This is a genomic window from Blastococcus sp. SYSU DS0828 (assembly GCF_054050975.1).
Genome location: NZ_JBJHAK010000027.1, coordinates 1 through 20829 on the forward strand (window position 1 = coordinate 1; position 20829 = coordinate 20829).

Annotated in this window: 22 protein-coding genes and 1 riboswitch; of the genes, 15 read left to right on the top strand and 7 right to left on the bottom strand. The window is 75.6% G+C overall.

The window, feature by feature from the left end; all coding sequences use genetic code 11:
* The 3 genes from ACI79Q_RS17820 to ACI79Q_RS17830 all read left to right on the top strand — a co-directional run.
* On the top strand, positions 1-290 hold a 290-nt coding region (locus ACI79Q_RS17820; RefSeq protein ID WP_456615118.1), incomplete at its 5' end, for a uroporphyrinogen-III C-methyltransferase.
* Between the two features lie 146 nt (positions 291-436).
* Positions 437-590: riboswitch (cyclic di-AMP (ydaO/yuaA leader) on the top strand.
* Positions 591-604: 14 nt separating this feature from the next.
* Positions 605-1765, top strand: a complete 1161-nt coding sequence (locus tag ACI79Q_RS17825; RefSeq protein ID WP_456615119.1) for a C40 family peptidase — start codon at positions 605-607, stop codon at positions 1763-1765.
* Between the two features lie 104 nt (positions 1766-1869).
* A complete protein-coding gene (locus tag ACI79Q_RS17830) occupies positions 1870-3099 on the top strand; it encodes an MFS transporter (RefSeq protein WP_456615120.1) in 1230 nt (409 codons plus the stop codon).
* Positions 3100-3356: 257 nt separating this feature from the next.
* On the opposite strand, the gene ACI79Q_RS17835 is transcribed toward ACI79Q_RS17830, so the two are convergent.
* Positions 3357-4190, bottom strand: a complete 834-nt coding sequence (locus ACI79Q_RS17835) for an ABC transporter permease (RefSeq protein ID WP_456589713.1) — start codon at positions 4188-4190, stop codon at positions 3357-3359.
* A complete protein-coding gene (locus tag ACI79Q_RS17840) occupies positions 4187-5176 on the bottom strand; it encodes an ATP-binding cassette domain-containing protein (RefSeq protein ID WP_456615121.1) in 990 nt (329 codons plus the stop codon). The genes ACI79Q_RS17835 and ACI79Q_RS17840 overlap by 4 nt, the downstream gene beginning before the upstream one ends.
* Before the next feature lie 235 nt (positions 5177-5411).
* On the opposite strand from ACI79Q_RS17840, the gene ACI79Q_RS17845 reads away from it, so the two are divergent.
* Positions 5412-6551, top strand: coding sequence for a globin domain-containing protein (locus ACI79Q_RS17845; protein WP_456589715.1), 1140 nt, complete (start codon positions 5412-5414; stop codon positions 6549-6551).
* On the top strand, positions 6548-7321 hold the full coding sequence (locus ACI79Q_RS17850; protein WP_456589716.1) for a DivIVA domain-containing protein: 774 nt from the start codon (positions 6548-6550) through the stop codon (positions 7319-7321). The genes ACI79Q_RS17845 and ACI79Q_RS17850 overlap by 4 nt, the downstream gene beginning before the upstream one ends.
* A gap of 40 nt (positions 7322-7361) precedes the next feature.
* On the opposite strand, the gene ACI79Q_RS17855 is transcribed toward ACI79Q_RS17850, so the two are convergent.
* Positions 7362-8255, bottom strand: a complete 894-nt coding sequence (locus ACI79Q_RS17855; RefSeq protein WP_456589717.1) for an ATP-grasp fold amidoligase family protein — start codon at positions 8253-8255, stop codon at positions 7362-7364.
* A gap of 206 nt (positions 8256-8461) precedes the next feature.
* Between ACI79Q_RS17855 and ACI79Q_RS17860 the strand changes: the two genes are divergently transcribed.
* Entirely contained in the window at positions 8462-9547 is a 1086-nt protein-coding gene (locus ACI79Q_RS17860) for a glycosyltransferase family protein (protein WP_456589718.1), read from the top strand.
* Here ACI79Q_RS17860 and ACI79Q_RS17865 read toward each other — a convergent pair.
* Positions 9544-10107, bottom strand: coding sequence for a sugar O-acetyltransferase (locus tag ACI79Q_RS17865; protein ID WP_456589719.1), 564 nt, complete (start codon positions 10105-10107; stop codon positions 9544-9546). The genes ACI79Q_RS17860 and ACI79Q_RS17865 overlap by 4 nt on opposite strands.
* 66 nt (positions 10108-10173) lie before the next feature.
* On the opposite strand from ACI79Q_RS17865, the gene ACI79Q_RS17870 reads away from it, so the two are divergent.
* The 6 genes from ACI79Q_RS17870 to ACI79Q_RS17895 all read left to right on the top strand — a co-directional run bounded on the left by ACI79Q_RS17870 (position 10174) and on the right by ACI79Q_RS17895 (position 15549).
* Positions 10174-10788 (top strand): DUF4178 domain-containing protein, encoded by a 615-nt coding sequence (locus tag ACI79Q_RS17870; protein WP_456589720.1) that lies wholly within the window; start codon positions 10174-10176, stop codon positions 10786-10788.
* The gene (locus ACI79Q_RS17875; protein ID WP_456589721.1) at positions 10785-11294 is read left to right on the top strand and encodes a DUF2617 family protein; all 510 of its coding nucleotides are present in this window, start codon (positions 10785-10787) and stop codon (positions 11292-11294) included. The genes ACI79Q_RS17870 and ACI79Q_RS17875 overlap by 4 nt, the downstream gene beginning before the upstream one ends.
* A gap of 5 nt (positions 11295-11299) precedes the next feature.
* Complete coding sequence (locus ACI79Q_RS17880) at positions 11300-11698, top strand: DUF4247 domain-containing protein (RefSeq protein ID WP_456589772.1); 399 nt, start codon at positions 11300-11302, stop codon at positions 11696-11698.
* A 49-nt stretch (positions 11699-11747) separates the two neighbouring features.
* The gene (locus ACI79Q_RS17885) at positions 11748-12212 is read left to right on the top strand and encodes a DUF350 domain-containing protein (RefSeq protein WP_456613712.1); all 465 of its coding nucleotides are present in this window, start codon (positions 11748-11750) and stop codon (positions 12210-12212) included.
* 4 nt (positions 12213-12216) lie between these two features.
* On the top strand, positions 12217-13794 hold the full coding sequence (locus ACI79Q_RS17890; RefSeq protein ID WP_456589723.1) for a polyamine aminopropyltransferase: 1578 nt from the start codon (positions 12217-12219) through the stop codon (positions 13792-13794).
* 126 nt (positions 13795-13920) lie between these two features.
* Entirely contained in the window at positions 13921-15549 is a 1629-nt protein-coding gene (locus tag ACI79Q_RS17895; RefSeq protein ID WP_456600349.1) for a peptide chain release factor 3, read from the top strand.
* A gap of 10 nt (positions 15550-15559) precedes the next feature.
* On the opposite strand, the gene ACI79Q_RS17900 is transcribed toward ACI79Q_RS17895, so the two are convergent.
* Complete coding sequence (locus tag ACI79Q_RS17900; RefSeq protein WP_456589725.1) at positions 15560-16432, bottom strand: alpha/beta fold hydrolase; 873 nt, start codon at positions 16430-16432, stop codon at positions 15560-15562.
* A 184-nt stretch (positions 16433-16616) separates the two neighbouring features.
* Here ACI79Q_RS17900 and ACI79Q_RS17905 point away from each other — a divergent pair, with 184 nt between their 5' ends.
* From ACI79Q_RS17905 to ACI79Q_RS17915, 3 genes are all read left to right on the top strand, one after another.
* A complete protein-coding gene (locus tag ACI79Q_RS17905; RefSeq protein ID WP_456615122.1) occupies positions 16617-17090 on the top strand; it encodes a hypothetical protein in 474 nt (157 codons plus the stop codon).
* A 72-nt stretch (positions 17091-17162) separates the two neighbouring features.
* Complete coding sequence (locus ACI79Q_RS17910; RefSeq protein WP_456589727.1) at positions 17163-17927, top strand: SDR family oxidoreductase; 765 nt, start codon at positions 17163-17165, stop codon at positions 17925-17927.
* Between the two features lie 56 nt (positions 17928-17983).
* Positions 17984-18346 carry a DUF1330 domain-containing protein gene (locus tag ACI79Q_RS17915; RefSeq protein ID WP_456589728.1) on the top strand — a complete coding sequence of 121 codons (363 nt, stop codon included), beginning with the start codon at positions 17984-17986 and terminating at the stop codon, positions 18344-18346.
* A gap of 12 nt (positions 18347-18358) precedes the next feature.
* Here ACI79Q_RS17915 and ACI79Q_RS17920 read toward each other — a convergent pair whose 3' ends face one another.
* Together ACI79Q_RS17920 and ACI79Q_RS17925 are read right to left on the bottom strand one after the other, a co-directional pair.
* The gene (locus ACI79Q_RS17920) at positions 18359-20014 is read right to left on the bottom strand and encodes a thiamine pyrophosphate-binding protein (RefSeq protein WP_456615123.1); all 1656 of its coding nucleotides are present in this window, start codon (positions 20012-20014) and stop codon (positions 18359-18361) included.
* On the bottom strand, positions 20011-20787 hold the full coding sequence (locus ACI79Q_RS17925) for a cyclase family protein (protein WP_456615124.1): 777 nt from the start codon (positions 20785-20787) through the stop codon (positions 20011-20013). The genes ACI79Q_RS17920 and ACI79Q_RS17925 overlap by 4 nt, the downstream gene beginning before the upstream one ends.
* Positions 20788-20829: the final 42 nt, after the last annotated feature.

Genomic DNA, 20829 nt, shown 5'->3' on the forward strand with positions numbered 1-20829 from the left:
TCGACTGGGCCGCCCTCGGCGCACTGCGCGGCACCCTCGTCGTCCTCATGGGCGTCGACACCGCCCCCGCCATCGCCGCCGCCCTCGTCGAGCACGGCCGCGCACCCGACACCCCCGTCGCGGTCGTGACCGACGGCTCCACCCCCACCCAGCGGTCGCTGCGCACCACCCTGGCCGACCTCCCGGCCACCCTCACCGAGCACGCAGTCCGCCCCCCGGCGGTCTGGGTCGTCGGCGAGGTGGTCCACCTCACGTCAGCCGACCGCGGGCGTGTCACGGCGCGTCGGTGACTGGGCGTGAACGCCCGCCGGACTGTCGGCCACGGTGCTGGACGAAGTCGTCCCCAGGCATGGTGATCCGCCGGATCGGCACCTAGCGTGGGCCCGTCCGGACGGACCCTCTCGTCACTCAACCCGTGACAGCCGCCCGGACGCCGCCGAACCACCCGCCGGATCCGTCCGGCACCCGGACCGGGGACCCAACGCACCACCTGGGGTGAAGCGACGAGCGGCCCGCACGGGCCGTCCGCCGCCGGGCGACTTCCCGCCCGAACCCGTCAGCTAACCCGGTAGGCGGCCGTGGAAGAAAGGAAGACCCGCCGAACATGGCGAGTTCGCTCAGCCCTGCCCACCGCCGCATCACCGGACGGCGGGCCCTGCTGGCCCTCGTGGCCGCCGGCGGCGTCGTCCTGGCGCCGCTCCCCGCCGTCGCCGACCCCGAGCCGGCCACCTCCCAGGAGGCCGCGGACCTCGTCGCCGCCCGCGCGCACGACCTGGAGGTGCTCACCGAGCGCTTCAACGAGACCCGCGAGCACCTCAAGGCGGCGCAGGCGTCCGCCGACGCGGCCGCCGAGGAGCTCACCGCCGCGCAGGCCGCCCTGGCCCAGGCGCAGGACCGCGTCCGCACGGTGGCCCGCAGCGCGTACACCGGTGACCGGCTGGACACCGTGACGGCGATGCTGACCAGCGGCTCGCCCACGGAGCTGATCGACCGGGTCGGCCTGCTCGACACGATCGCCGCCCACAACAACGGCGTGCTCGGGGAGGCCCGGACCGCCGACGAGGACGCCGAGCGCGCCCGTGCGGACGCCGAGCGGGCCGCGGCGGACGCCCAGGCGCAGGTCGACCGCGTGAACGCCGAGCGGGCGCGCCTCGACGAGGAGATCGCCGTCTACCAGGCGCACTTCGACCGGCTGAGCGCCGAGGAGCAGCGCGCCTCCCGCGCCGCCGCCGAGCGGCACGCCGCCGAGGAGGCCGCCGCGGCCCAGGCAGCCCAGGCCGCCGAGGAGGCGCCGGCCGCCGCCCCGGCTCCCGCCGCCCCGGCTCCCGCAGCCGCGGCTCCCGCCCCGGCCCCGGCGGCTCCCGCCCCGGCCCCCGCCCCCGCGCCGCCCGCGCCGGTGTCCGGCGGCAGCGGCGCGGCGCAGACCGCGGTGAACACCGCCATGGCCCAGATCGGCGACCCCTACGTGTGGGCGGCCGCCGGCCCGAACGCCTTCGACTGCTCGGGCCTGGTGCAGTACGCCTACGCGGCCGCGGGCATCAGCCTGCCGCACTCCAGCCGCATGCAGTCGACCATGGGGACGCCGGTCTCCCGCTCCGCCCTGCAGCCGGGTGACCTGGTCTTCTTCTACAGCCCGGTCAGCCACGTCGGCATCTACATCGGCAACGGCCAGATGGTGCACGCCGCCACGTCCGGTGTCCCGGTGAAGGTCGCGTCGATCGACTCGATGGGCGGCTACAACAGCGCCCGGCGGATCGCCGGCTGACGACCGCCGGCTGAGACACCCGGGCGCGCGGCGCGGTCCGTCCGCCCCGCGCGCCCGGGTGTCTCGTGCGTGTCGGGCCACCGCACGTGCGACGATCGCCTCTCGTGCGGGTGGGGACACGGGGCGAGCTGCCCCGCGAGGTCAGGGTCCTGGCGGTCATCGCCTTCGTCGTGGCGCTCGGCTTCGGCATCGTCGCCCCGGCGATCCCCCTGTTCGCCCGCAACTTCGGGGTCGGGACCACCGCCGTCGGGCTGGCGGTCAGCGCCTTCGCGTTCTTCCGCTTCGTCTCCGCCTTCAGCGGCGGCACCCTGGTCGAGCGGTTCGGCGAGCGGCTCGTGCTCGCCTCCGGGCTGGTGGTCGTCGCCGTCACCACCGGTCTCGCCGGGCTGGCCGGGTCCTTCCCGCTCTTCCTCGGGCTGCGGGCCGCCGGCGGGATCGGCAGCGCCATGTTCACCGTCGCGGCGCTCTCGCTGCTGCTGCGGGTGGCCCCGCCGTCGCACCGCGGGCGGGCCGCGGCCACCTGGCAGGGCGGCTTCATCCTCGGCGGCATCGCCGGGCCGGCCGCCGGCGGGCTGCTGGCGGAGCTCTCCCCCCGGCTGCCGTTCTTCCTCTACGCCGGGTTCCTGCTGGTGGCCGGTGCGGTGGGCGTCGCGCTGCTGCGCACCGCCGAGCCCGACCCGGCCGCGCCCCCGGCGGGTGACGCCGCCGGCCCCGACCTCGACGCCGGCCCGGTCCGGCTGGGCAGCGCGCTGCGCTCGCGGGTCTACCTGGCCGCGCTGCTGGCCAACTTCGGCGTCGGCTGGGTGCTGTTCGGCGTCCGCAACTCCCTGGTACCGCTCTACGTCACCGAGGAGCTGGGCCGGACCGTGGCCTGGGCGGGGGCCGGGCTGCTCGTCGGCTCGGTCGCGCAGGCGCTCGGCCTGCTCCGATCCGGCCGGCTGGTGGACGGCTGGGGACGCCGGCCTTCGCTGATCGTGGGCGCGGCGCTGGCGACGGCGGCCATGGCGGTGCTGGTCCTGCCGCCCGTCCTCTGGGCCTTCCTGCTGTCCATGGCCGTCTTCGGGCTCGCCGCCTCGCTGCTCGCCAGCGCCCCGGCGGCCCTGGTCGGCGACCTGAGCGCCGGGCGGGGCGGCCGGGTCGTCGCGGTGTTCCAGATGTCGGCGGACCTGGGTGCCATCGCCGGGCCCCTGATCGCCGGCTGGCTCACCGACGTGGCCGGCTTCCAGGCGGCGTTCGGCGTGAGCACCGCGGTGCTCGCGGCCGGGCTCCTCGGTGGGCTGGCCATCCCGAGGACCGCGCCCGCCCCGGCGCCGGCGGCGACGCCGGCCGCCTGACCCCGGATCCCGACGGCGGTGAGGACGAGCCGTTGATCCACCCCGGCCGCTTCGTCGCCGAGGTTCACCGGTTGCCGGCAGGCGCCGTCCGCTCCGCGCCTCCCGGCCCGGTGATCTCAGCATGACTCGTGCCCTGCCCACTCCTGTGGGCAGGGCACGAGTCATGCAGAGGGCACCTGCCCGAGCTCCCGGGCCGGGCTCACGAGCACCGGCGTGGACGGCGGGAACCGGGCGGGGTCGTCGGCGGGAACCGGGCGTCAGCGGCTGCGGTACAGCCGGGTGGTCAGCGGGAGGAAGACCGCGGCCAGCGCGGCGGCCACCGCCAGCGAGACGCCGATCGCGACGCCGTCCGGCGTGCCGTCCATCAGCGAGCGGCACGCCGTGGCCAGCACCGAGATCGGGTTGACGTCGACGAACGCCTGCAGCGGCCCGGGCAGGGTGGCCGGGTCGACGAACACGTTGGAGAGAAACGTCAGCGGGAAGATGCTCATGAACCCGGCGTTCATCACGGCGTTCGGGCTGCGCATCAGCAGGCCGAGCACCGAGAAGGCCCACGACAGCCCGAACGAGAAGACCACCACCAGGGCCAGCGCCGCCACGGCGCCCGCCACCCCCGCGTCCGGGCGGTAACCCAGCAGCACGCCGACGACGATGATCACCGTGCCCGCCACGACGTACCGGACGCTGTCCCCGAGCAGCGAGCCCAGCAGCGGCGCCGGCCGCCAGATCGGCAGCGACCGGAAGCGGTCGACGACGCCCTTGGTCAGGTCGGTGTTGAGCGAGACGCCGGAGTAGACCGTCGTGAAGAGCACCGACATGACCAGCAGGCCGGGCAGCGTGTAGTCCAGGTAGGCGCTGGTGGAGCCCGCGATGGCGCCGCCGAAGAGGTACGTGAACATCAGCAGGAACATCACCGGCGTCACGGTCACGTCGAGCAGCTGCTCGGGGACGTGCTTGACCTTGAGCATCCCCCGCCAGCCGAACGTGAGGGCCGCCGACAGCGGTCCGGGCCGCGGGGGCCGCTCGCGGCCGGCGATCGCCCGGCGGACGGCCGCGGCGTCGGCGTCGGTGGTCGTGGTCGCCGTGCTCATGACGTCCGCTCCTCGAGGGTCGGTGCCGCTCCGGGTGGGTCCTCGGCGCCGCGGCCGGTCAGGGCGAGGAAGACCTCGTCCAGGCTGGGCTGGTCGAGGGAGAAGTGGGCGATGCCGATGCCGGTCCGCGCCAGCTCGGCCACGCCGGCGGCGGCCCGGGCGGAGTCGGGGCAGGTGGCCGACAGCGCCGCCGGGTCCGGCTCCAGGGCGACCGAGCCGAGCGCGCTCTCGAGGACCGCGGCCGCCTCGGCGCGCCGGACCGGGTCGAGCAGCCGCACGTGCAGCGCCCCGGTGCCGACCGACGCCTTCAGCTGGGCCGGGGTCCCCTCGGCGATCACCCGCCCCCGGTCGATCACCGCGATCCCGTCGGCGAGCTGGTCGGCCTCCTCCAGGTACTGCGTGCAGAGCAGGATCGTGGTCCCCTCGGCCACGAGCGCGCGGGCGATCTCCCACACCTGGTTGCGTGACCGCGGGTCCAGCCCGGTGGTCGGCTCGTCGAGGAACATCAGCCGCGGGGTGACCACGATGCTGGCCGCGATGTCCAGCCGGCGCCGCATCCCCCCGGAGTAGTGCTTCACCAGCTTGCCCGCGGCCGCGGCGATGCCGAAGGCGTCCAGCAGCTCGTCGGCCCGCGCCCGGGCCCCGGGGCGGGACAGCCCGAGGAGCCGGCCGAGCAGCACCAGGTTCTCCCGCCCGGTCAGCTCCTCGTCGACCGACGCGAGCTGCCCGGTCAGGCTCACCTGCGCGCGCACCGCGTCGGCCTCCGCGACGACGTCGTACCCGAGCACCCGGGCGCTGCCCGAGTCGGGGCGGACGAGCGTGGCCAGCATCCGGATGGTGGTCGTCTTCCCCGCCCCGTTGGGCCCCAGGACGCCGTAGATGCTCCCGGCCGGCACGGCGAGGTCCAGCCCGCCGACCGCCTGGGTCTCCCCGTAGGTCTTGACCAGCGCCGTCGCCTCCACGGCCAGCGGTGCGTGCTGCGGCATGGGTACCTCACCCTGGGTCGGTGTCGTCGTGGTGCAGACGGACTCTCCCCGGATATCTCATCGGCGGCGAACGACTTTTCCGCGGCCCCGCCGGCCGGCGGGCAGAAACCTCGCCGGTGCCCGTGTGACGCCGCGTGCACCGGGGAAGGGGACGGCGGAGCGCGCAGGCGTCGTCGCGCACCGGAGCCGATGCCGCGCCAGGTAGCCGGCCGGACCCCGCCGCGAGGAGGCACGCATGGACATCGCCGCGATGCGGGCGAGCTTCGCCAAGGCGGCGGCGACCGGCGACGAGGCACCGCTGTACTTCTACTCGCACCTGTTCCTGAGCCACCCCGAGACGCGGGCGATGTTCCCGGTGTCCATGGCCCACCAGCGCGACCGGTTCTTCCACGCGCTTGGCGAGGTGGTGTCGCACGTCGACGACCTCGACGCGCTGGTCCCGATCCTCAAGCAGCTCGGCCACGACCACCGCAAGTTCGGCACGCTGCCGGCGCACTACCCCGCGGTGATGCCCAGCCTGCTCGCGACGCTCGAGCACTTCGACGACGAGTGGGACGAGCACCGCGCCCGCACCTGGACCGAGGCCTACGAGCTCGTCGCCTCGGTGATGATCCAGGGCGCCGAGGAGTCCGGCGACCAGCCGGCCACCTGGCGGGCCGAGGTCGTGTCCCACGAGCGCCGCGCCATCGACGTGGCGGTGCTCCAGGTGCGGCCCGAGGTGCCGGTCAACTACCTGGCCGGCCAGTCGCTGTCCCTGGAGATCGACCGCCGGCCGCGGCTGTGGCGGTACTACTCCCCCGCCAACGCCCCCCGGGACGACGGCACCCTGGAGCTGCACGTGAAGGCCCGCCCCGGCGGACCGGTCAGCACCGCGCTCGTCCGCAGCACCGAGGAGGGCGACCTGCTGCGGCTGGGCCCCCCGCTGGGCGACCTCACGCTGGCCGGCGACTCCGACCGCGACCTCCTGCTCGTCGCCGGCGGCATGGGGCTGGCGCCGCTGAAGGCCCTGGTCGACCAGGTGGCCCGGCAGGGGCCCGCCCGCCGGGTGGACCTGTTCGTCGGCGCCCGCACCGAGGACCAGCTCCACGACCGCGCCGCCCTGGACGAGCTGCGGGCGGCCCACCCGTGGCTCGGCGTGACCTACGCGGTGTCCGACGACGACCTGTCGGGCCTGGAGCAGGGGGACGTCGGTGACGTCGTCCTCCGGCACGGTCCGTGGCTCAGCCGGGAGGTGTTCGTGGCCGGCCCGGCGCCCATGGTGGAGGCGACCGTCAGCGGCCTCCTGCAGCACGGCGTGCCGCGGGAACGGGTGCGCAGCGAGGTGTTCGCCCCCAGCCGACCGGGGCCCAGTGCCGAGGGGAAGGTGACCGAATGACCACCACCGAGACGTCCGGGACCGGAGGGAACGCTCGGCGGCTCACGCCCGAGCAGATCCGGGGGGCGCGGTTCGCCGCGGGCACGATGCTGCACCCGGGGTACGACCAGGGGCAGGTCGACCGCTTCCAGGAGCTGGTGGCCGCGGAGGTGAGCACCCTGGTCGGCGAGCGGGAGCGGCTGCACCGGCAGGTGGCGGAGCTGCAGCAGCGCCTGGACGGCATCACCGTGCCCGAGCCCCCCAGCGAGCAGGCGGTCCGCATCCTCGCCAGCGCCCAGCAGACGGCGGACGAGTACGTCGCCGAGGCGGAGGACTTCAGCCGGCAGATGACCGCCGAGGCCCGCGACCAGTACGAGGAGCAGCTACGGCTGGCGCGCGAGAACGCCGGCGCGATCATGCAGGCGGCGCAGGAGGCGGCCGCCCGGCTCACCGGGGGCCCCACCGGGGACGGCGGCGGCGACGCCGCCGGGCAGCGGACCGCCGCCGAGCTCGAGGAGCAGGTGGCGTTCCTCAGGGCGTTCGCCCAGGCCTGCCGGGCGCAGCTGCGGGCCTACCTGGAGGCCCTGCTCACCGACGTCGAGACCGAGTGGGGCCGCGTCGACCCGGCGCTGGCCCCGGAGGCGCTCGCCGCCGCGGAGCCGGGCCGGCGACCGGGCCCCGCGCCGCAGCGCACCGCCTTCCACTCCAACAGCGCCGGGAGCACGGCGCGGTCGGAGGAGGACGCCGAGAGCCGGACGGCGCCCGCGGGCGCCCCCGCCTCCGGCTCCTGACCCGCCACTGCCCGGCCGGCGGGCCGCCCGCGGTGCGCGGTCACGGCGCGGGCGGCGTGCCGCGGCGGCTCCTCCGGGGCGCACGGACGGCCGCTCGCGGCGGCAGGTCCCAGCAGGCGCCCAGCGCCCGGTCCACCACGGGGTGCAGCCGGTCCAGCCCGCCGCCGGGGTACGGGGTCAGCTCGCCGAACCAGAGCTCGCCGTCGACGTCGTAGAGGTCCACGCGCACGAAGTCGAACTCCCGGCCGAGCGCCTCCGCCACCGCCCGCATCGCCGGGTAGCTCGCCGGCGGCGGGTCGGCCGGTCCCAGGGTCATCCCCGGGTCGACGAACGGCAACGGCGACCACTCCGCGGTGTAGAGCCGGCGCCGATGCCCAGCGCTGAACCGGCCGGTGTCCACCTGCACCAGCCGCACCCGACCACCGAACACCAGCAGCTTGTGGTCGGCGGGCGGGACGCCGGGGCGCCCGAGGAACTCCTCGACGAGCAGCAGGCGCCGGGCCCGGCTGTACACCCACTCCCCGCGGGTGGGGAACAGCGGCTCGTCCAGCCAGCCCGCGGTGGCCTCCCGCAGGGCAGCGACGTCGGGCCGTCCGGAGGCCAGCCGCACCCGCATGGTCCCGTGGTTGGGCTTGAGCACCCAGTGCTCGGGCAGCGGCACCCCGGCCAGGTCGGCGACGTCCGTGCCCGCCCAGAGGACGCGCGGCACCCGCACCTCCGGGCAGACGCGGGCCGCGTACGCCTTCATCGCCAGCTTGTCGCCGAGCTGCGCGATCAGCGGGCGGCGGTCGTGGACCACCCGCCAGTTCAGCTTCTCGGTGAAGGTGCGCGGCGGGCGGCGGGGGAACCGGCCGTGCGCCTCCCGGAAGAGCAGCGCCCGCTTCGCCGGCAACGGCAGCCTGCGGAACACCTCCCGGGGCAGCCTGTCCAGCACCCGACGCACCGCCCCTCGACCCGCCGCGCTCCGCCCGGCTCCCGGCTGCCCAGTCTGCCGAGCCGCCCGCGCCCCGGCGCCCTAGGGTCGGGGGTCGTGCGCACCGCAGGAGCCCCCCGCTGAACCCCGTCCCCCCAGCCGCACCGGCCACCCGGGTCGGGTTCGTCGCGAAGGACCCCTGGCACCCTGCGATCCGCCGCGAGCAGATGATCGCCCGGGAGCTGGTCCGCCGGGGCGGCGACGTCCGCTTCGTCCAGGCCCCGGCGGACGCCCACCGGGTGCGCACCGACCCGGGGAACTGGTGGCGGCACCTGCGCGCGGCGCGGTTCGCCGAGGTCTGCGACGGCGTCACCGTGACCGAGCGCTCCACGGTCCTGCCCGGCTCCCGGGGAGCCCTGTCCGAGCGGGTGGACGCCGCGCTCCTGCGCGCCTTCCTCCGCCGCTCGGGCTGGGCCGAGGACGTCACCGTCCTCATGCTGCCGTGGGACTGGCGGGCCACCCGCGGCCTCGGTGGCCGCGTGGTCTTCGACTGCACCGACGACTGGGCCCGGCTCCTCCCGCACGCCCGCAACGTCCCGGCCCAGCTGCGCCGGATCGCCGACGAGGCCGACGAGATCGTCGTGGTGAACCCGGTCCTCGCCGGGCTGTTCCCGGGGCGGCGCCCGGTCGTCGTGCCGAACGGCACCGACGAGGCGCTGCTGACCGCACCACGCTCCGCCCCCCGCGCGGAGCGGCACGCCGTCTACGTGGGCAGCGTCGCGGAGCGCTTCGACGTCGAGCTGGTCCGGGCCGTGCTCACCGCGCTGCCCGACTGGACCCTCGCCGTGCACGGCCAGCTGGTGTTCCCCGAGCGCTCGGCCCCGGCCCGCGCCCGCTTCCTCGCGCTCGAGGGCGAGTTCCCCGGGCGCTTCACCTACCGAGGGCTGACGCCCCGCGACCGGCTGCCGGCCGTGCTGGACGCCGCCCGCGTCGCCTTGGTCCCCGACGTCGCGGCGCGGGCGCTGGGGCAGTCGTCGATGAAGACCTACGACTACTCCGCCCGGGGCCTGCCCGTGGTGGCCACCGCCGGGCACCTCGAGCACTCCGGGGAGGTGCCGCCGCACACGGCGGTCGTCTCCGGCGCCGACGAGATGGTCGAGGCGCTCCGCGCGGCCGCCACGGAACCACCGGGCCGGGCCGACGAGCGCCGGGCCTGGGCGGCGGGGCGCACCTGGGCCCGCCGGACCGACGACTGGCTGACCGCGGTGACCGGCCGGCCGGCCGGCACGGTCTCCCCGCCGGTTCCGGTCTAGGGCCGCTCCGCGCCGAGCGAGCGGACGACGCGCGCGGGGTTCCCGACGGCCACCACGTCCGGTGGCAGGTCACGGGTGACCACCGAGCCCGCTCCCACGACCGTGCGCGCGCCGACTGTGACGCCCGGCAGCACGATCACGCCACCGCCGAGCCAGACGTCGTCGCCCAGGGTGATCGGCGCCCCCTGCTGCCAGCCGGCCCGGCGGAGCCCGGCGTCCACGGGGTGGCCGGCGGTCAGCAGCTGGACCCCCGGGCCGAGCTGCACGTGGTTCCCGAGGGTGATGGGCCCGACGTCGAGGAAGACCCCGCCCCAGTTGACGAAGCAGAACGCGCCGACGGAGATGCGGTAGCCGTAGTCGCAGCGGAAGTCCGAGCGGATCGTCGTGCCGCCGCCCACCGACCCCAGCAGCTCGGTGAGCAGGGTGTGCCGGGTCACGCCGTCGGACTCGGCGTTGTAGCGGGCCAGCAGAGCCGCCGCCCGCCGGCCGTCGGTGGCGAGGTCGGGGTCGTCGGGCCGGTAGGGCCGGCCCGACAGCATCCGGTCCTTCATCCCGCCCATGCCCGCCACGCTAGCCAGCCCGCCGCGATAGGTTCGACCCGTCCGTACCGAGCCCGGAGGCCCGCGATGCCCGATGTCCTGCTCGTCCTCCTGGTCGTGGTCCTCGTGGCGCTCGCCGCGCTCGCCGTGGTGGTCCTCGTGCTGCGCCGGCGGAACCTCGCCCGGGCCGCCGCACCGCGGCCCCGCGTCGACCCCCTGGCCGACGAGCCCGACGTCTACGACCCGCACGCCATCGGCGTCGGTGACGTGATCACGTACGCGGGCGTCGACCACGTGGTCCGCGGCACGATCGTCCTCGAGGAGGGCGGGATGACCTGGCGCGAGCACCTGCTCGACGGGTCGACCGGCCGCCGCTGGCTCACCGTCGAGGACGACGAGGGCGAGCTGGAGATGACGCTGTGGATGCGGCGGGAGGGCACCAACCTCACCCCCGACGGCGACGTGATCCTCGACGACCGGGTGCACCGCCAGATCGAGCGGGGCCGGGCCGCCTACACCGCCGAGGGCACCACCGGCACCCCGCCGAGCGGCACCGTCGAGTACGCCGACTACGCCACGGCGGACAAGACCGGGCTGCTGGCCTTCGAGCGCTGGGCACCCACCCAGTCCTGGGAGGTCTCCACCGGCCGAGCCGTCAGCCGCGGGGAGCTCACCGTCTACCACCGCACCCCCGGCGCATGAGCCTGCACGTGCTGGACGTGGAGCCGCGCGACGTGTCCGCGACGGCGCTCGGCCTGGTGCTCGACGGGCCCCTGGCCGAGCCGCTCGCCCGGCTCCGGCTGGACGACGGTCGGGGTGGCTCCATCACGCTGGGGGTGCTCGGCGCCTCGCACGTGGTCACCGCCGCCGTCCCCGGCTCCCGGCTGACCGAGGAGGTCTCCTGCGACGCCGTCGGCGCCGGCGGCGACCCGCTGCCCCGGAGCACCCGGTCCGGCGGCTACGCGCTCACCTCCTCGGTCACCACCGTGAGCCGGGCCGAGCTGGACGTGAGCGCGCTGCGGCTGCGCGACCGGGCCGGCGCGGACCCGGCGTGGCTCTGCGGCGCCTTCCCCGGGGCGGCCGGCGCCCTGACCGCGCTCACCGCGCGGCCCCTGGCCGGGGGCGGGTGGGCGTGGCGGACCTGGCACCTCTACCCCGCCGGCGACACCGGCGAGGTCGTCACGACACAGACCAGGTGGACGCCGTGAGAAACATGTCCCGGATGGTGGCCCTCGCGTTGGCCGCCGTCCTGCTCCTGAGCAGCTGCGGGACCGGTACCCGCATCCGCGCCTTCCTCGACGACACCTACGAGCGGACCGAGATCGTCGGCAACGCCGCGGTCTACGCCTCGCCCGATCCGGTGGGCACCACGACCGCGGCCATCACCGAGGCCGTCCCCCCGGCGGAACGGCAGGCCGACGGCGGGAACGAGTACCTGCGCTACGACGACGACATCGTGATCGTCAGCCCCGCTGCGGACGGGAGCACCGTGCGCGTCGAGGACCTCGACGAGCGGTACCGCAGCGGCTTCTTCGCCTTCCTCGGGCCGGGCTTCCGGCCGGGCTCCCCCGTCGGCACGGGCGGCAGCGGCGGCCCCGGGGACGCCAAGTGACCCCCGCCCTGCACGTCCCCACTCCCCTCGAGACCAGGAGCGACCTCACGTGAGCACGACCTACCAGGCCGTGCAGTTCGGCCACGTCGACGCCGATCTGCTGATCCAGGGCGTCGTCGGGACGCTGCTGTTCTTCGTCATCGGGGTGGGCGTGCTCGCCCTCGGGTTCCTCGCGCTGGACCTCATCACCCCGGGCAACCTGCGCACGCAGGTCTACCTCGACCACAACCCGAACGCGGCGATCCTGCTCGGCGCCAACCACCTCGCGCTGGCGATCATCGTGGTGACGGCGATCATGACCAGCGCCGACAACCTGGGCCAGGGACTGGTGGACACGGCGGTCTACGGCCTGATCGGCGTGCTGCTGCAGGCCCTGGCGCTCCGGGTGCTGGACGCGGTCATCCCCGCCGACCTGCGCTCCCTGGTGAACCAGCCGCGGATGCGCGGATCGGCCTGGGCGGTCGCCGTCAGCCTGGTCGCGATCGGCGCGGTCAACGCCGCCGCGCTGTCCTGAGGCCGTGACGGCGTCCGCACGGGGCGTGCCGGCGGCAGGGCCGGCCGCGGCGGGCGGCGGAGTGCGCTCGCGCCCCCTGCTGCTGGCGGCCGTCGCGGTCTGCGCGGCGTGCGGGCTGATCTACGAGCTGGTGCTGCTCACGCTGTCGGCGAGCCTCACCGGCGGCGGGATCACCCAGACCTCCCTGATCGTGGCCGGGTTCGTCGCGGCGCTCGGCGCGGGCGCGCTGCTGGTGAAGCCGTTCCTCGGGCACGCCGCCGCGACGTTCGTCGCCGTGGAGATCCTGCTCGGCATCGTGGGTGGGCTGAGCGCGGTGACGCTCTACGTCTCGTTCTCCTTCTACGGGACCAGCAGCGCCGTCCTGGTGACCGGCACCGCCGTGATCGGGGTCCTCGTGGGTGCCGAGGTGCCGCTGCTCATGACGCTGCTGCAGTCCGGGCGCAGCGGCATCGACGCACGCGGTTCGGGCACGCTGCTCGCCGACCTCAACGCCGCCGACTACGCCGGCGCCCTGCTCGGCGGCCTGGCCTGGCCGTTCCTGCTGCTGCCCCTGGCCGGCCAGATCCGGGGCGCGGCCCTGACCGGGGTGCTCAACCTCCTGGCGGCCGCGGTCGTGGCCGCCTTCGTCCTCCGCGGGGAGCTCACCCCCCGTGCCCGCCGTACCGCCACGGCTGCGCTGCTCGCCGCGGCCGCCGTCCTCGGGGTGCTGCTCGTCCGGGCCGGTGACATCGAGACCACCTCCCGGCAGCGGCTCTACGCCGACCCCGTGGTGGCCGCGCAGCGCTCGGACTACCAGGAGATCGTGGTCACCGAGCGCGCCGACGACGTCCGGCTGTACCTGGACGGCGACCTGCAGTTCTCCAGCCGGGACGAGCACCGCTACACCGAGGCGCTCGTCCACCCGGTGCTCGCCCGCGACCCGGAGCGGGTGCTGATCCTCGGCGGCGGGGACGGCCTCGCCGCGCGCGAGGTGCTGCGCCACCCGACCGTCCGCGAGGTCGTGCAGGTGGAGCTCGACCCCGCGGTCGTCGACCTGGCGCGGACCCGGCTGGCCGACCTCAACGCCGGCGCGCTGGACGACCCGCGGGTCGACGTCGTGCTGGACGACGCCTTCCGCTGGCTGCGCTCCCCGGCCGCCGCGGGGTTCGACGCGGTGATCGTGGACATGCCCGACCCGGACACCCCGGTGCTCGGCCGGCTCTACTCGACCGAGTTCTACGGGCTCGTCGGCGCCGCCCTGGCGCCCGGCGGGCTGGTCTCGGTGCAGGCCGGCAGCCCCTACTCGACGCCGACCGCCTTCTGGCGCACCGTCTCGACCCTCGACGCCGCCGGGCTCGCGGCCACGCCGTACCACGTGCACGTGCCGAGCTTCGGCGATTGGGGGTTCGCCCTGGCGCAGCCCGGCGCGACCCCGCCCGGGCTCGCCCTCTCCCCCGGCGCCCCGCCGCTGCGGTTCCTCGACGACGCTGTCCTGGCGGCCTCCGGCGTCTTCCCGGCCGACCGGCGCCCGCAGCACCTGGAGCCCTCCACCCTCGACCGACCGCGGATCGTCGACGACATGCGCAGCGGCTACGTCGGCTGACGCATGTAGCGTTCTTCTCCTGGGCCGCCCTTCCGGGCCGCTCGTCCGGGTCGCCTGCCCGGACCCGCTGGACGCCGCCCGAGGGCCGGCCGCCGCGGACGCAGACCGAACGAGGAGAGTGCCACCGTGGCCGCCGTCACCGACGCAGCCGAACGACACGAGGCCGGCCGGGCCGCACAGTCGGCCCTCGCCGAGGCCACCCGCCGGCGCACGTTCGCCGTGATCAGCCACCCCGACGCCGGCAAGTCCACGCTCACCGAGGCCCTCGCCCTGCACGCCCGCGTCATCGGCCAGGCCGGTGCGGTGCACGGCAAGGCCGGCCGCCGCGGCACGGTATCGGACTGGATGGACATGGAGAAGGCGCGCGGCATCTCCATCACGTCGGCGGCCCTGCAGTTCGAGTACCGCGACGCGGTGATCAACCTGCTCGACACGCCCGGGCACGCCGACTTCTCCGAGGACACCTACCGGGTGCTCACCGCCGTCGACGCCGCGGTCATGCTCATCGACGCCGCGAAGGGTCTCGAGACCCAGACGATGAAGCTCTTCGCCGTCTGCAAGCACCGCGGCATCCCGATCGTCACCGTGGTCAACAAGTGGGACCGCCCCGGCAAGGACGCCCTCGAGCTCATGGACGAGATCGCCGAGCGGACCGGACTCAGCCCCACGCCGCTCACCTGGCCGGTCGGCATCGCCGGTGACTTCCGCGGCGTGCTCGACCGCGGGGACGGCACCTTCCGCCGCTTCACCCGTACCGCCGGCGGCGCGACGATCGCGCCCGAGGAGCTGCTGAGCGCCGCCGACGCCGCGGCCCAGGAGGGCGACGTCTGGCAGCAGGCGCAGGAGGAGGCCGAGCTGCTCGAGGCCACCGGCGCCGAGCACGACCAGGACTCGTTCCTCTCCGGCGTCACCACGCCGGTGCTGTTCGCCTCCGCGGTCTCCAACTTCGGCGTCGGTGCGCTGCTGGACACGCTGGTCGACCTCGCCCCCGCGCCGTCGGGCCGGCCCGACGCCGAGGGCGTGGTCCGCGGCCTGGACGAGCCGTTCAGCGCCTTCGTCTTCAAGGTGCAGTCGGGCATGGACGCCGCGCACCGCGACCGGCTCGCCTACATCCGCGTCTGCAGCGGGGTGTTCGAACGCGGCATGGTCGTCACCCACGGCCGCACCGGGCGCCCGTTCACCACCAAGTACGCCCAGCACGTGTTCGGCCGGGAGCGGGAGAGCATCGAGACCGCCTACCCCGGCGACGTCGTCGGGCTGGTCAACGCCTCGGCCCTGGGCGTCGGCGACAGCCTGTACGTGGAGCGGCCCGTCACCTTCCCGCCGCTGACCACCTTCGCCCCGGAGCACTTCGCCGTCGTCCGCAGCCAGGACACCGCCAAGCACAAGCAGTTCCGCAAGGGCATCGAGCAGCTGGACTCCGAGGGCGTCGTCCAGGTGCTGCGCTCGGACCGCCGCGGCGACGGATCCCCGGTCCTGGCCGTCGTCGGGCCGATGCAGTTCGAGGTCGCCACCCACCGCATGGAGCACGAGTTCCACGCCCCCGTCGCCCTGGACCGGCTGCCCTACAGCCTGGCCATGCGAACCGACGAGGAGTCCCTTCCGCTGATCGCCTCCTCCGGCGGCGTCGAGGTGGTACGGCGGACCAGCGGCGAGCTGCTGGCGCTGTTCCCCGACAAGTGGGCGCTGCGGATGCTGCAGCAGCGGCACCCGCGGGTGACCCTCGAGCCGCTGGTGGCCGCCCAGCTGGCCTGAGCCCGGCCGCTCACGGCCGGAGCGCGTCGTAGACCTCCTCGGCCCGGTCGAAGACGAAGAAGTGCCCCTCCCCGGGCAGCCAGTGTGCCGAGCAGCGGGGCAGCATCGCGCTGAGCACCTGACCGAGGACGACGGGGACCTGCCAGTCCTGCGTGCCGTGCCACAGGTGCACCTGCTGGCGGACGGCCGACAGCGGGAACCCCCACGGCCGGAACAGCAGGGCCCGGTCCTCGGCCAGCACCGCGCTGCCGTTGCGCAGGCCCTCGGCGAAGGTGTCGGCGAGGATGCGCCGGACGGCCGGGCGCCCGAGCACCCGCCGGTCGGCCGCGTTGAGCCGCAGCTGCAGGTAGCGCGGGATCGTCCGCGGTCGTAGCCCGACCGGGGCGAGCACCGGGCGCAGCACGGCCGCCAGCCGGGCCGGACGGTGCACGGCCGCCCGCAGCTGCCGGGGGATCCAGCGCGGCCAGGGCCATGGCACGTCCGGCGGGGGTGCGCCGCCGAGGATTCCGACGGTCGACACGCGGTCCCCCAGCGCGTGCGCGCAGGCAAGCGCGTAGGCGGCGCCGCCGGAGAGGCTGAGCACCGCGCACCGCTCGATGCCGAGGTGGTCCAGCAGCTGGGCGACGTCGTCGGGCCAGTCGGCGACCCGGCGGCCGGGGTGCGGGTCCGAGCGCCCGAAGCCGGGACGGTCGGGGACGACGAACCGGACGCCCCACCGCCGGTAGTCCTCCGGGTCCTCGACGTGCCGCTCCAGCCGGGAGCTGGGCGACCCGTGGCAGCCCAGCACCGGCCGTCCCGCGGGGTCGCCGTACTCGGCGTACGCGAGCGTGCGGCCGTCACGGAGCCGGATGCTGCTCTCCCGGAGCTGGGGTGCGCTCTGCATGCCTGCGCCCCTACCCGGGCCGGGCGGATCCCCACCGTCCGGGCCGCCTCGCGCGCCCGCGCGCGAGGCTGGACCCGGCGCACCGCCCGGCTGTCGGTGGCGCGGCGGACCCCATGGGATGTCGGTGCGCACCCCGAACCCCGTGCGGAGGTGTGGCCGTGATCTCCGCGGGTAGCCGTCACGGATGCCAACGTCGAGGGAGCCGTCGACCGCCAGCCTGATGGGACGGGGGGTGCTCGCCGGCATCGGCGGCACCGTCGTCATGACGGCCTTCCAGGAGTTCGTCGAGATGCCGTTGACCCGGCGGGGCGAGAGCTACGCGCCGGCCGACTTCGCCCAGAAGGTGCTGCCCGTCGACCCGGAGACCGCGCAGGGGCGTCGGCGGCTGAACTGGGTCACGCACTTCTCGCTGGGAGCGATGTGGGGTGCCGCCTACGGCGTCGCCGCGCTCCGGGGAGCCCGTGGCCAGCAAGCGGTGCACGCCGTCTTCGCGGCCGTCTACCCCGGTGACGTGCTGCTCAACTCCGCCCTGGGGCTTTACCACCCCACGCGGTGGTCGAGGCGTGACCTGGTGGTGGACGTGGTGGACAAGTACGTCCAGGCGCAGGCCACCGGGGCGGTCTTCGACCGGCTGCTCGATCCCGCCGGACGGCGCTGAGCCGAGACATTCGTGCGCCCGCGTCCCAGCCGTGCTGGTGCGCCCGGGCGCCCAGCGGATCCAGGAGGCCAGGTGGCCGGCACGGAAACGGCACGACAGCGGGTGGCGATGGTCACCGGGGCGAGCAGCGGGCTGGGGCGGGCGGTGGCGCTCCGGCTGGCGAAGGACGGGTACCGCGTGGCCCTCCTCGCGCGCGACGCCGGTGACCTCTCCGCCGTCGAGCGCGACGTGGAGCGAGCGGGTGGGACGGCTCTGAGTCGTGCGGTGGACCTCGCCGACGCGGCGGAGACCCAGACCGCCGTCGACGAGGTCGTCGCGGCCTGGGGATCGGTGGACGTCCTGGTCAACGCCGCCGGCACCGACGTCCCCGGGACCGTCGAGCAGACGACGGTCGAAGAGTGGGACCGTGTCCTCGCGGTCAACCTGCGCGCCCCCTTCGTGCTGAGCAAGGCCGTCTTCCCGCACCTGCGTGCTGCCGGCGGGGGCACGATCGTGAACATCTCGTCGGTCGCAGGGCTGCGCGGGTGGGCGAACGCGGCTGCCTACTGCTCCTCGAAGTTCGCCCTGACCGGCTTGACGCAGTCGCTGGCCGCCGAGGGGCGGGAGCACGGCATCCGGGCGTGCGTGCTCTACCCCGGCGCGATGGCGACGTCCTGGGGCGCGTGGGATCCGGCGGACCGCCGCACGACCGGCCGCGAGGGCGCGGAGAAGCCGGCCACCGAAGCTCTGCCGGCCGGTCACGTCGCCGACCTCGTCGCGTGGGTGGTCAGCGCCCCGGACCACCTGGTGCTCAACCAGGTCACGGTGACGCCGCTGCACGAGCAGGGCTGGCCGTGACCGCGGCGGCCGGCCACCGGCCACCGGCCACCGGCCGCGCTTGCTAGCTTGCAGGCATGGCGATCGACCCCCGCGGGACGGACCTGAAGCGCTATCTGCAGGAGGACCCCGGCGGTCCCGTCGTGATGCTCAACCTGCTCCGGTTCGCCGAGGGCGGCCGGGAGCTCTACGCGCAGTACGCCGATGCGCTGAACAGCACCTTCCTCCCCCGCTACGGCGGCGAGGTGCTCTACGCCGGCGACGGCTCGACCTCGCTGGTGGCCGAGGACGGGCAGTCCTGGGACGCGGTGCTGCTGGTCCGCTACCCCTCGCGCGAGGCGTTCAGCAAGATGGTGGCCGACCCCGAGTACCAGCGGGTGACGGAGCTGCGCACCCGCGCCCTCACCGAGGCCGTGCTGCAGGCCACCACCGCCTGGTAGCCGGATCGTGCCTCAGTGGCCGCGGAACGCCTCCTCCAGCCACCACGACGGCTGCTCGCGGGTCACCTTGGCGTCGACGAGCAGCGGCGCCGTCCGGGGGCCGGCCAGCCAGGTGGCGACCCCCTCGAGGTCGGCGGTCCGCCGCACGGTGAGCGCCGCGTAGCCGTGCCCGCGGGCGATCGCGGCGAAGTCGGTCTCCGGGAAGCGGACGGTGTCCAGCGGGTGCCCGTGCGGGCCGAAGTGGTGCACCTCGGCGCCGTAGCCGGCGTCGTCGTAGACCACCACCACCATCGGCAGGCCCAGCCGGACGACGGTCTCCAGCTCGGCGGCCCCCATGAGCGCGCCGCCGTCGCCGAGCGCCGCCACGGGCAGCCGGTCGGGCCGGGCCAGCGCCGCGCCGATCGCCGTCGCCAGGCCCAGGCCGACGGACTGGAACGCCTGCGTGAAGCAGAAGCCCTGCTCGTCGGGGACGTCGAGGAACATGCTCGGGTAGCCCATGAAGTTGCCCGAGTCGACGGCGACCACGCGCTCGGTGGGCAGCAGGTCGTCCAGCGCGACGGTGAGCGCGCGCGGGTCGATCCGCCCGCCGTTCCCGCCGTCGCCGTACGGCTCGTCCCGCCAGCGGCCGCGGGCGGCCAGCGCCGCGCGCACCTCCGGCGTCCGGTAGCCGACGGCGACCGGCTCCCCCAGCCGGGCCGCGGCGGCCGCGGCGGCCTCGGCGACGGCGCGCACGTCGCCGACCACGCCGAGGGCGACCGCCCGCTGGACCCCGATCGCGTCGGCGTCGAGGTCGACCTGGACGACGGTCGCGTCGTCGGCGATGAGCCGGCCGTGCCGCATCGTCCACATGTTGAGCTGGCACCCCCAGCCGATGACCAGGTCGGCGCCGGAGATCAGCTCGGCGGCCAGCGGGGTCGCGAACCCGCCGGAGACGTCCAGGTCCCACGCGTTGCCCCGGAACAGGCCCCGGGCCACCGCAGAGGTGGCCAGCAGCGCGCCGCAGCGCTCGGCGAGGGCCTCCAGCGCCGCGCGGGCACCCCGCGCGCCCCGGCCGGCCACGAACACCGGCCGCCGCGCCGCCCGCAGCGCCTCCGCCAGGCGGACCACCTCGGCGTCGGCGGGCACCGCGGGCGGCCGGTGCGGTGCCGGCGGCGCCTCGCCCTCCTCCGCCGCGAGGGACTGGACGTCCAGCGGGAGGTTGAGCACGACCGTGCGCCGCTCCAGCCGGGCGGCATCCACCGCGGCCGCGGCGCACGCCACCGCGTCCGCCGCCGAGGTCACCCGCATCGGCGCCGCTCCGACGGCCGTGGCCAGGGCGAACTGGTCGACGAAGAAGTTCGACCGCGGCGAGGTGGCCTCGGCGGTGAGCACCACCAGCGGGGTCCGGCTCTTCGCGGCCTCGGTGATGCCGGTGAGCGCGTTGGTGAGCCCGCAGCCCTGATGCAGGCTGAGCACCGCCGGCCGGCCGGTGGTGCGGGCGTACGCGTCGGCCATCGTCGCCGCGCCGCCCTCGTGCCGGGCGGCCACGTACCGGGCCCCGGCGGTGACCATCGCGTTGGTCGCCACGAAGTTGCCCGAGCCGACGACGCCGAAGACCGTGTCGACCCCGCGCGCGACGAGCGTCTCCCCGACGGCCGCCGCGACCGTGCGCCCGGGAACCCGGGTCATCCCCGCTCGACCAGCGCCAGCACCCGCGACGGCGAGCCGGAGCCGGAGACGATCGGCAGGGGGGCCACCACGAGCAGGGCGCCGGTGGGCGGCAGCAGCGCGAGGTTCTGCAGCTGGGTGAGCCCGTACTTCCCGCTGCCCATCAGCGCCGCGTGGCAGGGGAACGGCGGGTCGAAGGAGTGCGCGGCGCCGGCGTCGGTGCCCACGGTCTCCACACCCAGCCCCAGCACCGGCGACTCCTCGGCCAGCCAGCGCGCGCACTCCACGGACAGGCCGGGGGTGTGCGGGCCGGTGTCGTCGGCGTTGAGGAACTCCTGCTGGGAGGCCGACCGGGCGTCCCAGCCGGTGCGGTAGAGCAGCCAGCCGCCCTCGGGCAGCGGCCCGTGCTCGGCCTCCCACGCGCGCACGTGCTCGACCTCGAGCAGGAAGTCCGGGTCCTCGGCCGCCTGCGCGGAGAAGTCGAGGACCACCGCCGGGGCGATCAGCCGGCGGGCGGGCACCGAGGCGACGTCGTCGCCGTCCCGCCCGGTGACCCAGTGGTTGGGCGCGTCGAAATGCGTGCCGGTGTGCTCACCGGTGCGGAAGTTGTTCCAGTACCAGGCCGGGCCCCGGTCGTCGTACCGGCTCAGCTCCTCCAGCTCGAACCTCGCCGTCTGGGCGAACTGCTCGGGCAGCTGGATGACCGGCGTCTCCGCCGACAGGGGCGCGGTGAGGTCGACGACCTCGACCCGCGCGCTGACCAGCGCCTCGGCGAGGCTCGGGAGGATCGGCATGGCGGTCCCTTCGCAGGCGTGCGGAACGGCCGTCAGCCAATC

Excerpts from the sequence above, each read along its gene's own strand:
- ACI79Q_RS17825 (WP_456615119.1), top strand. The coding sequence starts at position 605 with ATGGCGAGTTCGCTCAGCCCTGCCCACCGCCGCATCACCGGACGGCGG.
- ACI79Q_RS17835 (WP_456589713.1), bottom strand. The coding sequence starts at position 4,190 with ATGAGCACGGCGACCACGACCACCGACGCCGACGCCGCGGCCGTCCGC.
- ACI79Q_RS17840 (WP_456615121.1), bottom strand. The coding sequence starts at position 5,176 with ATGCCGCAGCACGCACCGCTGGCCGTGGAGGCGACGGCGCTGGTCAAG.
- ACI79Q_RS17845 (WP_456589715.1), top strand. The coding sequence starts at position 5,412 with ATGGACATCGCCGCGATGCGGGCGAGCTTCGCCAAGGCGGCGGCGACC.
- ACI79Q_RS17850 (WP_456589716.1), top strand. The coding sequence starts at position 6,548 with ATGACCACCACCGAGACGTCCGGGACCGGAGGGAACGCTCGGCGGCTC.
- ACI79Q_RS17860 (WP_456589718.1), top strand. The coding sequence starts at position 8,462 with ATGATCGCCCGGGAGCTGGTCCGCCGGGGCGGCGACGTCCGCTTCGTC.
- ACI79Q_RS17865 (WP_456589719.1), bottom strand. The coding sequence starts at position 10,107 with ATGGGCGGGATGAAGGACCGGATGCTGTCGGGCCGGCCCTACCGGCCC.
- ACI79Q_RS17870 (WP_456589720.1), top strand. The coding sequence starts at position 10,174 with ATGCCCGATGTCCTGCTCGTCCTCCTGGTCGTGGTCCTCGTGGCGCTC.
- ACI79Q_RS17875 (WP_456589721.1), top strand. The coding sequence starts at position 10,785 with ATGAGCCTGCACGTGCTGGACGTGGAGCCGCGCGACGTGTCCGCGACG.
- ACI79Q_RS17880 (WP_456589772.1), top strand. The coding sequence starts at position 11,300 with ATGTCCCGGATGGTGGCCCTCGCGTTGGCCGCCGTCCTGCTCCTGAGC.
- ACI79Q_RS17900 (WP_456589725.1), bottom strand. The coding sequence starts at position 16,432 with ATGCAGAGCGCACCCCAGCTCCGGGAGAGCAGCATCCGGCTCCGTGAC.
- ACI79Q_RS17905 (WP_456615122.1), top strand. The coding sequence starts at position 16,617 with ATGCCAACGTCGAGGGAGCCGTCGACCGCCAGCCTGATGGGACGGGGG.
- ACI79Q_RS17915 (WP_456589728.1), top strand. The coding sequence starts at position 17,984 with ATGGCGATCGACCCCCGCGGGACGGACCTGAAGCGCTATCTGCAGGAG.
- ACI79Q_RS17920 (WP_456615123.1), bottom strand. The coding sequence starts at position 20,014 with ATGACCCGGGTTCCCGGGCGCACGGTCGCGGCGGCCGTCGGGGAGACG.
- ACI79Q_RS17925 (WP_456615124.1), bottom strand. The coding sequence starts at position 20,787 with ATGCCGATCCTCCCGAGCCTCGCCGAGGCGCTGGTCAGCGCGCGGGTC.